The organism is Bacillus sp. HU-1818 (genome assembly GCF_022695965.1).
Taxonomy (GTDB): domain Bacteria; phylum Bacillota; class Bacilli; order Bacillales; family Bacillaceae; genus Bacillus; species Bacillus atrophaeus.
Genome location: NZ_JAAPBE010000004.1, coordinates 211,092 through 222,862 on the forward strand (window position 1 = coordinate 211,092; position 11,771 = coordinate 222,862).

Sequence of the window (11,771 nt, forward strand, 5' to 3'; positions counted from 1 at the left end):
ATTTTCTTAATATATCTTTGTAAGATTATTTAACAAAGGAGTTCTTAAGAAATAGGAAAAACACACTACTTATCTATGATTTTATTTTTCGATAATGGAACTTTTTGAAATGAGTATAATTCATATTGACACGCGTATTATATAAGAATATTATTTTTATAATACACTTCTTTAAGAAAGGGTTTGGCTGACATGGCTTCGATTGATAACGAAAGTATCATTAAAAGCGTCCCGCAAAAAGGGTTCTTTGGTCACCCGCGAGGACTATTCACTCTGTTTTTTACAGAATTTTGGGAGCGTTTCTCCTACTATGGCATGAGAGCAATTCTGCTTTACTACTTGTATACAGAGACAGTAAACGGCGGTCTCGGCTTCGACAAAGGCACAGCGGTTGCCATTATGTCGATTTATGGATCTCTTGTATACATGTCAGGCATCATCGGCGGCTGGCTCGCTGACCGGTTATTCGGTACGGCAAACACTGTGTTTTACGGCGGGATTTTAATTATGTTCGGACACATTGTACTAGCCTTTCCAGGAAGTTCGACAGCGTTCTTTATCAGCATGGCGCTTATCATTATTGGGACGGGTTTATTAAAACCGAACGTTTCCAGCGTCGTCGGCGATCTCTATACAAAAGAAGACCCGCGCCGCGATTCAGGTTTTAGTATCTTTGTGATGGGAATCAACCTTGGTGCTTTAATCGCGCCGCTAATTGTCGGAACACTCGGACAAGAATATAGTTATCATCTCGGCTTCGGAACTGCCGCAGTCGGAATGCTGCTCGGACTCATCGTATTTGCGTTAACCAGAAAAAAAAATCTTGGGCTTGCAGGCTCAAATGTGCCAAATCCCCTTTCTAAAAAAGCAGCGCTTGGCACCGGAATCGGCCTCGTCTTTGTAGTCGTTGCAGCTATCATTGCGATTCAAACAGGAATATTAAATATCGAACGATTCATTAACCTTGTCAGTATCCTCGGTATTCTCATTCCAATTGCCTATTTTATTGTGATGTTTACAAGCAAAAAAGCGACAAAAACAGAAAAATCACGGCTTGCCGCGTATATTCCTCTGTTTATCGCAGCTATGATGTTCTGGGCGATTCAAGAACAAGGAGCGACCATTCTTGCGTTATACGCCGATGAGCGCACAAAACTGTCATTGGGCGGATTAGAGCTTCAGTCATCATGGTTCCAATCATTAAATCCATTATTCGTGGTTATTTTCGCCCCAATTTACGCATGGCTTTGGATGAAGCTTGGTAAACGCCAGCCTTCCACACCTGTTAAATTCGCGATTGGGATTATTTTAGCCGGACTGTCATTTGTCATCATGATCTTCCCTGCGATGCAAGGAAAAGATGCACTCGTCAGCCCGCTTTGGCTGGTTCTCAGCTTCCTGCTTGTGGTGCTTGGCGAGATGTGCGTGTCTCCTGTCGGCTTATCGGTTACAACGAAACTTGCGCCGGCTGCTTTCTCAGCGCAGACCATGAGCTTGTGGTTTCTGACAAATGCTTCAGCCCAAGCGATCAATGCAAAAGTTTCAGTATTTTTTGGAAAAGTATCAGATACAGCTTATTTCGGTACAATCGGTTTGGTCTCTATTATTCTCGGCGGCATCCTGCTGCTGCTCTCGCCTGTCATTAAACGGGCGATGAAAGGTGTTTTATAGAATAGAAACAGCCCGCAGATCAGCTCTGCGGGCTGTTTTTATTTTCTATCCAATCGGCCAAACTTTGCTCAAAGGCTTGCGGTTCTTCCAGCATAGGGTTATGCCCGCTCTTTTCAAAAACAACCTTCTTCACATGCGGATACGAGTCATCAACGGCATCCCATAAAGAAACAGGGGCAACTACATAATCATATCTCCCTAAGCCGATAAAAACCGGCACCTGAACATCGGCTAACATTTGAATAAGATGAAGTTCTGCGAACGCTTTTCCCCATAAGTAATCCATGATCGGCATATTGGCGGAAACGCCATCCCATAGAGCAGCAGCATCGGATCTATCGTTGTAAAAGTTCTTGGCCGCAGAGCGAATGCACATATGCACAAATCTTCTTTCCGGGTCTATTTCAATGTCGCCCGCCAATTTAGTAATCTCTTTTTCATATCGGCTCTTTCTCTCGGGGCTGGCTGTGTTCTCGAAAAATGCCTCGCTTTTGCGTTGTCTGTTTTCACTATTGTCAGGGGCCGTATTTAGTAATACAACCTTCCGAACATGTTCAGGATATGTTCTGGCATATTCTGCGGCCATAAAGGCGTGTCCTGAATGCCCCATGATCACAAAATCCTCAAGCTGAAGCGCTTGCCTCATTGTTTCGATATCCTTCAATACGCGATCCAGCCTTTGATCTTCCGGCTGTAATGGCCGCGTCGGCTTCGCAAACCCTCTGTGATCGATAAATATCCATTTGTATTTTTGTTTGATCTCCGCTGAAAAGAGACGCGGATAGTAAACGGCACTGCCTATCACCAGAATAGGTGTACCTGCCCCTTCGATATCATAAGATAAATCAAAACCATCAACCCGGTATACCCCTCTGTTTCCCATCGAAATGTCCCCTTTGGCTGTAAATGAGTTACCTTTTCATTATACAATTTCCAGACAATAAAAGCCTGACGCATAGCGTCAAGCTTTCTGCATTAACGTTTTAGTTCCTCAAGCGTTACGGCCCATCTTTTTAGCACTTCTTCCGGGTTGTGCAGCTGAATGCTGACACCGGAAGTCAAGTCTGCGTATTTCGCTATATCTTCCTTTACTGAAACGATACGGCAGGAAAAACGTTCTCTGTCGAATGCCGCGTCCGCAAGCGCCGGGAGCGGGTCACATTGGAGCTTCACATAGTGAGCGGCTCCCTTCCACCATGCGGCGAGCTGGGCTTGTCCAGTACGAATCATGTTGCCCGCAGTCGTTGTGTTTTTCCATAGGGCGATTCGGAGATCGGTCCGGCCGGCTGCTATGATTTCTCCCGCGCTGATCATCGCGGCATGGGGCCAGCCGTCCTCCGAAACAGTTTGCAGAACAAAGGCCTCGTGCTGTTTTTCTTTTAGGCGGGTCCCGTCCAGAAGCTCAAAGAGGCGGTCTGACATACTGTTCATATGTCAGGCCTTTCTTTCCGGAACAGCCGGCACTTCAACAGCTGTTTCTGTTTCCTTCGGATCGATCTTAAATGACGGATTGTATTTTTTCGGATTTGTAATGCTCTCCGGTTCACATGATCTCCATGTGAAGAAACATGTTCGGCATTGATAGACTTCCCAAGCGCCTTCTACAGGCGATTTGCTCATGATTTCTCCCTTATTTGAATCGCATCGAGGACATGTATGCATGTCGGATCATCCTTTCTCTTATTTATTCATCAAGTCCATTAGTTTTTGTTCCCATTCTTTTGTTGTTAAAGGAGAGTCAAGCGGCTGTGAATAATGGCCTCTTGTTTCCGGCGCAACAGGTGTTGTGGCATCGAGAATCATTTTGTGAGTAATGCCGGATGGGTCTGATCCCGGATCAAGCGGCAGCACGGATAAATCAGGAATGGTTACGGCATCATGCTTCGGATGCATCTTTGTTGAAAGCGCCCACATGACTTGCGGCAGGTTGAACGGATCAACATCTTCATCCACGACGATCACCATCTTACAGTAGCCGAGTCCGTGCGGTGTAGTCAGGGCTCTCATTCCGACGGCTTTCGCAAAACCTCCGTAACGGGTTTTTGTAGATACGATGGCGATTAAGCCATGTGTGTACATTGCGTTCACAGCGACAATTTCACTCGGATACGCTTCTTTCAGCTGCTGATAAAGCGGAACGCATGTATTAATGCCGATCATGTAATCGCACTCTGTCCAAGGCATGCCGAGATATAAATGTTCAAATATCGGATGATTTCTATGAGATACGCGTTTGATTTTGATAATCGGCATGCTGCGTCCGCCTGAATAATGGCCGGTAAATTCGCCGAACGGCCCTTCATATTCCCGTTCTCCGGCAATGATTTCTCCTTCAAGCACGACTTCAGCGCCCCAAGGAATATCAAGGTCAGACAGCTTTGATTTGACGATTCTATACGGTTCGCCCTGGATCGCTCCCGCCATTTCGTATTCTGATTGGTCATATAGGAGCGGAGTTGACGCCGCGGTCGTAATGACAGGCTCACAGCCAAGCGCGATGGTGACCGGAAGATTGACGCCGCGTTCTTCTGCTTGGCGAAGATGAATCGCGATGTCATGCTGCGGAACAGGCTGAATGCCGAGGCGGTCTTTCCCTTTTACCTGCATGCGGTAAATTCCGACGTTCTGCTTGCCGAAGTTGTCAGGGTCATCCAGATCACGGGAAATGACACACGCTTTATCTAAATAATAGCCGCCGTCACCCTGGTTAATTCTGAAAAGAGGCAATATATCGAACAGGTTGATGTCCTCTGTGATTTCATTTTCATGAAATGGCGCAGTTTCTTCCCGTTTGACTGGCATCGGAAACTGTTCGTATCGCTTCGCAAATTCAAAAAACTGCTCTTTCACCGGTGTATCTTTCGGCAAGCCAAGCATCATCGCGTGGTTCGGCCAAGAGCCGATGACATTCATCGCGATTTGCGCATTGTTGTAGCCGTAAATATTGTTAAATAAAAGAGCCGGGCTTTTATCGCCGAGGTTGTTGGCTGCGCGGGCTGCGGCTCCTAAATCCGGCTCCGGCTTCACCTCTTCATCCACTTTTAATAGCTGTCCCTCTTTTTCCAGGGCAGCGAGAAATTCTCTGAAATCTTGATAAGGCATGATCAAGCTCCTCCTTTTTCTTTTTCAATTCCATTCCAGCGTTTTGCCTCAGGAAGGCGAATGCCGAATTGATCCAGCGTTCTGAATACAATATGGTCCACCATTTCATCCAGACTGGCCGGCTGATTATAAAAAGCCGGCATTGGCGGAAGAATAATGGTTCCCATCTTTGTTAATGCGAGCATATTCTCTAAATGAATCTGATTAAGCGGCGTTTCTCTCGTCAGCAGGACAAGCTTTTTTCTCTCTTTCAGCATGACATCCGCAGCCCGGGTCAGCAGATTGTCCGCCATTCCCGTGCGAATGCTAGCGAGTGACTTCATACTGCACGGGGCAACGATCATGCCGTCCGTTTGAAAAGATCCGCTTGAAATGGCAGCTGCCTGATCCTTATGAGAGTACGTATATGAGGCAAGCTCTTCCACTTCTTTTAAGCTATAACCTGTTTCATGTTTGATTGTGACATGAGCCCAAGGAGAAACGACAAGGTGGGTTTCCGCTCCTGCGGCCTTCAGCCATTCTAAAAGCCTGACTCCGAAAATAGCCCCTGTAGCTCCGGTCATCCCGACAACGAGTTTCAATATGACCCCTCCCTTACGCTTGAATTATGTCTTCAAATCCATCATACTCCTGATATATCCATATGAAAAATATTCATTAAATCTATATACGATACCTAAAAGGTATAGAAAAAAGGAGGAGTCCATATTGGATATCCGTCAGTTACGATACTTCGTGACAATCGCTCAAGAACAGAAAATCACGTCAGCCGCAAAAAAACTTCATATGGCGCAGCCTCCGTTAAGCAGACAGCTCAAACAGCTGGAGGAGGAATTGGGAGTCATCCTTTTCGACCGCAATAAAAAAAAGCAAATGACTCTGACATACGAGGGAAGCGTTTTTTTAAAAAGGGCAAAAGACATTTTGAACAAGTTTGAAGACGCAGTCATTGAGGTACAGGAGCTAAAAGAGGAAGTCGCGGGAACACTGGCAGTCGGTTCAACCATTTACTGCGCCGCTCTGATGCTGGAAAAAGTGACGCAGATTAAGGAAGCATATCCCCACCTCACCTTTAACATCTGGGAGAATGAACCGGTGATGCTGTTAGAATTATTGGAATCACGACAAATCGACGCGGCCGTTACCACCACCCTCCTGAAAAGCGACGGCATCCAAACAAAGAAGCTCGAAGACATTCCGTGTGTCTTCATCATGTCAGAAGCAGCAGACAACACTTGCGGTGACACGATCAATATGGAAGACATCGCTTCGTTTCCGCTCATCCTTCTGCGGACTGTAAATGGGAGGGGCGTGTATGATCAGGTTATTAATGAGTTTAAACGGCTGGATCTGGAGCCGAGGATTGTTTGTGAATGCCATGATTCGGCGACTCTGCTCAGTCTGGTGTCATCAGGCTTCGGGGCAACCATTCTGCCTCTTACCATGATACCGGTTCATATGAGAAACCATATTCATACGGTACATATTGAGGACAACCCGTTCATCATGACCCCCGCTGTCATGTGGAGAGCGGACAGTTATCTGCCAAAACCGGTCCAGCAATTTTTGAATTTATTTTAATGTGACGGGACATTTTTTTCTTTCATGAAAACCAATTACTTGACTCATACTAAAAAAAAGTTATGCTTTACATTTGTGAGCTATATTTTTTTAACTCAATAAAATTAATCAGAAAAGTGGGGAATAGGATGAAAAAGGCATTTTTCGCTTTATGTATGATGGTTAGCTTTGCGGTTCTCGCGGCTTGCGGATCATCAAATGACAACGGGTCGAAAGATAACGCAAAAGACAGCGATCTTTGGGCTTCTATTAAAGAAAAAGGAGTCCTTACGGTTGGGACGGAAGGGACATATGAGCCTTTCACCTATCATGATAAAAAAACGGATAAACTGACTGGTTATGACGTGGAGGTTATCACGGAAGTCGCCAAACGTCTCGGTCTGAAAGCCGAATTCAAGGAAACTCAATGGGACAGCATGTTTGCAGGTTTAAACTCCAAACGGTTTGACGTCATCGCCAACCAAGTCGGCAAAACGGACCGTGAAGGCAAATATGATTTCTCAGATAAATACACAACGTCTAATGCAGTTGTCGTGACTAAGAAAAACAACAAAGACATTACATCTGAAGCAGATGTCAAAGGGAAAACATCCGCTCAATCATTAACAAGCAACTATAATCAATTAGCAGAAAAAGCCGGAGCAAAGGTTGAGGGCATCGAAGGCATGGCTCAGGCGTTTCAGCTCATTCAGCAGGGCCGTGTCGATATGACATACAACGATAAGCTTGCCGTGCTGAACTACTTGAAAACATCAGGCAACAAAAATTTAAAAATCGCGTTTGAAACAGGCGATCCGCAAGATACGTTCTTTGCTTTCCGTAAAGGAAGCGGCGAGCTCACAGACCAAGTGAACAAAGCATTAAAAGAAATGAAAGAGGACGGGACTCTTTCTAAGATCTCTAAAAAATGGTTTGGCGAAGATGTTACTGAATAATCTGCCTGAACTGACGCTTGGGACAGCAATTCCTTGGGACCTTGTGGAGCAGTCATTCTGGCCGATACTTTCCGGGGGAATCTATTATACGATTCCCCTTACCATTCTTTCTTTTATTTTCGGAATGATCATCGCGCTTGTGACGGCGCTTGCCAGAATGTCAAAGGTAACACCATTGAGATGGGTGTTCGGCGTGTACGTTTCCGCGGTGCGCGGCACCCCTCTTCTCGTTCAATTGTTTATCATTTTTTATATGTTCCCAGCGTTCAATATTACATTGGACCCGTTCCCAAGCGCAATTATCGCTTTTTCATTAAACGTCGGCGCTTATGCTTCTGAAATTATCCGGGCATCTATTTTATCCGTGCCGAAAGGTCAGTGGGAAGCCGGCTATACAATCGGCATGACCCATCAAAAAACACTGTTCCGCGTCATTTTGCCGCAAGCGTTTCGCGTGTCGATCCCGCCTTTATCAAATACATTCATCAGCTTGATCAAGGATACATCGCTTGCTTCTCAGATCTTGGTTGTGGAATTGTTCAGAAAAGCGCAGGAAATTGGGGCGCGCAACCTTGACCAAATCTTGGTCATATATATTGAAGCCGCCTTTATTTACTGGATCATCTGCTCTTTGCTTTCCCTCGCCCAGCATCTGATTGAACGGCGGCTCGATCGCTATGTGGCCAAATAAGGAGGTTTCCGTATGCTGACTGTCAACGGATTAAATAAATCATTCGGTCAAAATGAAATTTTAAAAAAGATAGATATGAAGATAGAAAAGGGGAAAGTCATCGCCATCCTGGGGCCGTCCGGTTCAGGAAAAACGACCCTTCTCCGCTGTCTGAACGCTTTGGAAATCCCCAACCGCGGCGAGCTGGCGTTTGATGATTTCTCTATCAATTTTAACAGCAAAGTGAAACAGTCTGATCTTCTGCGGCTGCGCCGGAAATCCGGCATGGTTTTTCAGGCGTATCACCTGTTCCCGCACCGCACCGCTCTTGAGAATGTCATGGAAGGCCCCATTCAAGTGCAAAAACGTGACAAAGCAACAGTCAGAAAAGAAGCGATACAGCTTCTTGAAAAAGTAGGCTTGGGGGACAAAATGGACTTGTACCCGTTCCAGCTTTCAGGCGGGCAGCAGCAGCGTGTCGGCATCGCCCGTGCGCTTGCGATTCAGCCGGAGCTGATGCTGTTTGACGAACCGACATCAGCGCTTGATCCCGAGCTTGTCGGCGAGGTGCTGAAGGTCATTAAAGACTTAGCCAATGAAGGCTGGACGATGGTTGTCGTCACCCATGAAATCAAATTCGCACAAGAAGTGGCGGATGAAGTCATCTTTATCGACGGCGGCGTCATCGTTGAACAAGGACCGCCGAGCCAGATCTTCTCCGCTCCGAAAGAAGAACGGACACAGCGGTTTTTAAACCGGATTTTAAATCCGCTGTAAATAAACGTGTAAACAGGTGCGCCGTAAAGGCGCCCTGTTTTTTTATGATAGGCCCCGACGCAAAGCCTATTTCACCCGTTTTCAATCTATGCTACAATGGCAATCGAGTGCTTGATCAGAAAGAAGGGAAAACGTGTGAAGCGAGAATTTGTTTTGCGCTGGGCATTTTATTTTATCGGTTTGCTGATTTTGTCTTTTGGCATATCACTTACGATTGAAGGAAAAGCTCTCGGCATCAGCCCATGGGATGCCTTTCATTACGGGCTGTTCCAGCGTTTTGGGCTTACGATCGGCCAATGGGCCATTATCATCGGCGCGATCATCGTGTGTTTAACCTCTGTATTTACGAAAGCATTACCTAAAATCGGCGCGATTCTGAATATGCTGCTGATTGGCATTTTTATAGATTTCTTCAACATCCTCCTGCCCGAACCGCCTACTTATACGGTATCAGTGATTGTCTTCTCTCTCGGCGTGCTGCTGATCGGATATGGCGTCGGTGTATATGTTTCGGCGGGGCTGGGAGCGGGTCCACGTGATTCGCTGATGATGCTCATCTCGGAAAAAACAGGCTGGAATGTGCAATGGGTCCGAAACGGAATTGAATTAACCATTTTGGCCGTCGCTTGGGGAATGGGCGGACCGATCGGCATCGGAACCATCATCACAGCCATACTGACCGGATTAATTTTACGGTTTTCCCTCCCGCAGTCCACGCAGCTCTTGCGTTTTATGCTGATGAAACGGGTTGAAAAGGTGTCTCAGACCGGCACTCCATTATAAAAAGCTGTTATCGATTTTGGATAACAGCTTTTTTATTATCCTTCCACATGGAGATGATCGCTTTTGCGCCTAACCTTTATCCATCGACTTTCCCTCAAGAAATATTCCCGTCCACATTCTTCTAGTTAATGTAAAAACCTGATATGAAGATCAGGAATGTGACTGCCCAGCTATTTTTTTATTCTTTAAAGCAAAAAGAAGTGATAGGATAGTTTTAACAATCATTTGCAGACGGAGGATAGCGTATGAAGATCTACGGAATTTGTATGGAGCGCCCGCTGATGCAGCACGAGACTGATAGCCTGATGTCTTTTGTGTCAGCAGAAAAACGGGAAAAATGCGGCCGATTTTATCATGAAGAGGATGCACACCGCACGCTGCTTGGCGATGTGCTTGTCCGCTCTGTCATCAGTGAGGAATATGGGGTGAATAAAGAAGACATTGACTTTTTCACACAGGAGTACGGGAAGCCGTACGCACCGGCTTTCCCCGATATCGACTTTAACATTTCCCATTCGGGCCGCTGGGTGATTTGCGCCATTGATGCAGAGCCGATCGGCGCTGATATTGAAAAAATGAAACCCATCAGCTTGGATATCGCTAAGCGCTTCTTTTCGGAAACTGAGTACAGAGATCTTTTATTAACACACAAGGATGAACAAATCTCTTATTTTTATCATTTGTGGTCGATGAAAGAGAGTTTTATTAAACAGGCCGGAAAGGGCTTGTCACTGCCGCTTGACTCTTTTTCGGTCCGTTTGCGCCAAGACGGACGTGTATCGGTGGAGCTCCCGGAAAACCATAAGCCTTGCTTTATCAAAACGTATGACATTGATCCGGACTACAAAATGGCGGTATGCGCGGCTCATTCGCGTTTCCCTGAAAATGTCGTGATGAAAACGTATGAAGAGCTGCTATAGGCTCTTCATGATCAGCTTGATACCGTGTTCGATCTCTTCTTTCTTCACGTTGGAAATATTGATTTTCAGCAGATTTTCTTTCGGAAAAGACAAAAGATAATGGCGGTCAATCGGCTCGAGGAGCACGCCCTGCTTCTTCAGCCGCTGAATGACCCGCGAGGCCGGCAGCTCCTTATTCAGTACAAGGTGAGTATGGATACAAGGAGCCTGGCCGTCTGAATAGGTAAACCGCCCGTTTTGTCCGTGGGTTTGAATCGCTTCATGAAGCAGCAGGGATCTTTCCGTATAGGATTCTCTGATTTTCTCCCTGTGCCTCCGGAACATGCCGCTTTTCACATAGACCTCCAGCGCCGCCTGAGAGATCATCGAACAGTCAATGTCATTCAGCCTTTTATACGTATTGAAGGTATCAATCAGCGCATCCGGTAAAACAGCGGCTCCCACGCGAAGACCGGGAAAAATGATTTTCGAAAAGCTCTTTACATAAATGACCCGTGAAGCCAAGTCGTAGGCGTACAGCGGGTCTGCTTTTTTGTTATCATCCAAATCCCCCAAGTAATCATCCTCAACAAGATAGACGTCATATTTCTCAGCAAGTCTTACCAGTTCTTTTTTATCCGCTTCTGCCAATGAGCTTCCGAGCGGATTATGAAAGCGAGGCATCGTATAAAAAAATTTGATCGATTCCGTTTTAAACAGCCGTTCTATCTCCGCCAAATCAAGTCCCTGCGCCGTTCTTTTCACGCCGACCGCGGGTATGCGGAGCGCTTCAAGCTGTTCAATCATCAAATGGTAGCCCGGCTGTTCAACGGCAACCTTCTCTTTTCCATTCGGGAATGGCATCGCACAAAGCAGTGATAATGCCTGCTGGACGCCAGATGTAATGAAAATATGCCGCTCCTCTGCGAAAACCTGATGGTCCGCAAACAGCTTCTGAAGGACAAGGATCAGCGAAGGAAGGCCCTTTGGTGTTCCGTAAATAAATAAATCGTTTTTATATGTATCAATCGCTTTATTGATGCAATGCTGAAAATCCCGATACGGAAAAATATCGGGGTCCGGCGCAGAAGCCGCAAAGTCAATCGTACCCGATTGGCCGCTTTTCAGTTTTCCTGTCTTTTTCACAATGTAATAGCCGCTTTTCGGAACAGAATAGATGAGATGACGCTTTTCAAGCTCCTGCAGCGCGCGGATGACAGTGCTTTTACTGACACGATAGCGATCGGACAGATTCCGGATAGACGGCAGCCTGTCTCCCTCTTGATAGGCGCTGCTTTGCATCATCTCTTCTACTTTCGTCAAGAGATTCATATACTTCTCCATTCGTTCTCC

Annotated in this window: 13 protein-coding genes; 7 read left to right on the forward strand and 6 right to left on the reverse strand. The window is 46.1% G+C overall.

Translation table 11 applies throughout. The annotated features are described in order from the left end of the window. Positions 1–192: 192 nt before the first annotated feature. Positions 193–1,671, forward strand: a complete 1,479-nt coding sequence (locus GXP75_RS16135) for a peptide MFS transporter (RefSeq protein ID WP_214917342.1) — start codon at positions 193–195, stop codon at positions 1,669–1,671. A gap of 19 nt (positions 1,672–1,690) precedes the next feature. On the opposite strand, the gene GXP75_RS16140 is transcribed toward GXP75_RS16135, so the two are convergent. The 5 genes from GXP75_RS16140 to GXP75_RS16160 all read right to left on the reverse strand — a co-directional run bounded on the left by GXP75_RS16140 (position 1,691) and on the right by GXP75_RS16160 (position 5,354). Then, positions 1,691–2,554, reverse strand: coding sequence for an alpha/beta fold hydrolase (locus GXP75_RS16140; protein WP_242557273.1), 864 nt, complete (start codon positions 2,552–2,554; stop codon positions 1,691–1,693). A gap of 92 nt (positions 2,555–2,646) precedes the next feature. Further along, entirely contained in the window at positions 2,647–3,102 is a 456-nt protein-coding gene (locus GXP75_RS16145; RefSeq protein ID WP_242557274.1) for a pyridoxamine 5'-phosphate oxidase family protein, read from the reverse strand. Between the two features lie 3 nt (positions 3,103–3,105). Beyond that, on the reverse strand, positions 3,106–3,333 hold the full coding sequence (locus GXP75_RS16150) for a non-oxidative hydroxyarylic acid decarboxylases subunit D (protein WP_242557275.1): 228 nt from the start codon (positions 3,331–3,333) through the stop codon (positions 3,106–3,108). An 18-nt stretch (positions 3,334–3,351) separates the two neighbouring features. Next, positions 3,352–4,773: a phenolic acid decarboxylase BsdC gene (bsdC, locus tag GXP75_RS16155; RefSeq protein ID WP_214917348.1), complete on the reverse strand. Its 1,422-nt coding sequence runs from the start codon at positions 4,771–4,773 to the stop codon at positions 3,352–3,354. Positions 4,774–4,775: 2 nt separating this feature from the next. Beyond that, on the reverse strand, positions 4,776–5,354 hold the full coding sequence (locus GXP75_RS16160) for a non-oxidative hydroxyarylic acid decarboxylases subunit B (RefSeq protein ID WP_004430206.1): 579 nt from the start codon (positions 5,352–5,354) through the stop codon (positions 4,776–4,778). A 127-nt stretch (positions 5,355–5,481) separates the two neighbouring features. Here GXP75_RS16160 and GXP75_RS16165 point away from each other — a divergent pair, with 127 nt between their 5' ends. From GXP75_RS16165 to GXP75_RS16190, 6 genes are all read left to right on the forward strand, one after another. Then, complete coding sequence (locus GXP75_RS16165) at positions 5,482–6,354, forward strand: transcriptional regulator BsdA (RefSeq protein WP_242557276.1); 873 nt, start codon at positions 5,482–5,484, stop codon at positions 6,352–6,354. A gap of 128 nt (positions 6,355–6,482) precedes the next feature. Next, positions 6,483–7,289, forward strand: coding sequence for a cystine ABC transporter substrate-binding lipoprotein TcyA (gene tcyA, locus GXP75_RS16170; RefSeq protein WP_061572396.1), 807 nt, complete (start codon positions 6,483–6,485; stop codon positions 7,287–7,289). Next, positions 7,276–7,980 carry an amino acid ABC transporter permease gene (locus GXP75_RS16175; protein WP_088118440.1) on the forward strand — a complete coding sequence of 235 codons (705 nt, stop codon included), beginning with the start codon at positions 7,276–7,278 and terminating at the stop codon, positions 7,978–7,980. The genes tcyA and GXP75_RS16175 overlap by 14 nt, the downstream gene beginning before the upstream one ends. A gap of 12 nt (positions 7,981–7,992) precedes the next feature. Next, on the forward strand, positions 7,993–8,736 hold the full coding sequence (locus GXP75_RS16180) for an amino acid ABC transporter ATP-binding protein (RefSeq protein WP_004430190.1): 744 nt from the start codon (positions 7,993–7,995) through the stop codon (positions 8,734–8,736). 135 nt (positions 8,737–8,871) lie between these two features. Continuing rightward, complete coding sequence (locus GXP75_RS16185) at positions 8,872–9,519, forward strand: YczE/YyaS/YitT family protein (RefSeq protein ID WP_242557277.1); 648 nt, start codon at positions 8,872–8,874, stop codon at positions 9,517–9,519. Positions 9,520–9,764: 245 nt separating this feature from the next. Continuing rightward, positions 9,765–10,439 (forward strand): 4'-phosphopantetheinyl transferase family protein, encoded by a 675-nt coding sequence (locus GXP75_RS16190; RefSeq protein WP_106045667.1) that lies wholly within the window; start codon positions 9,765–9,767, stop codon positions 10,437–10,439. Here GXP75_RS16190 and GXP75_RS16195 read toward each other — a convergent pair. After that, positions 10,434–11,762 (reverse strand): aminotransferase-like domain-containing protein, encoded by a 1,329-nt coding sequence (locus tag GXP75_RS16195; protein WP_242557278.1) that lies wholly within the window; start codon positions 11,760–11,762, stop codon positions 10,434–10,436. The two genes, GXP75_RS16190 and GXP75_RS16195, sit on opposite strands and share 6 nt — an antisense overlap. Between the last annotated feature and the right edge of the window lie 9 nt (positions 11,763–11,771).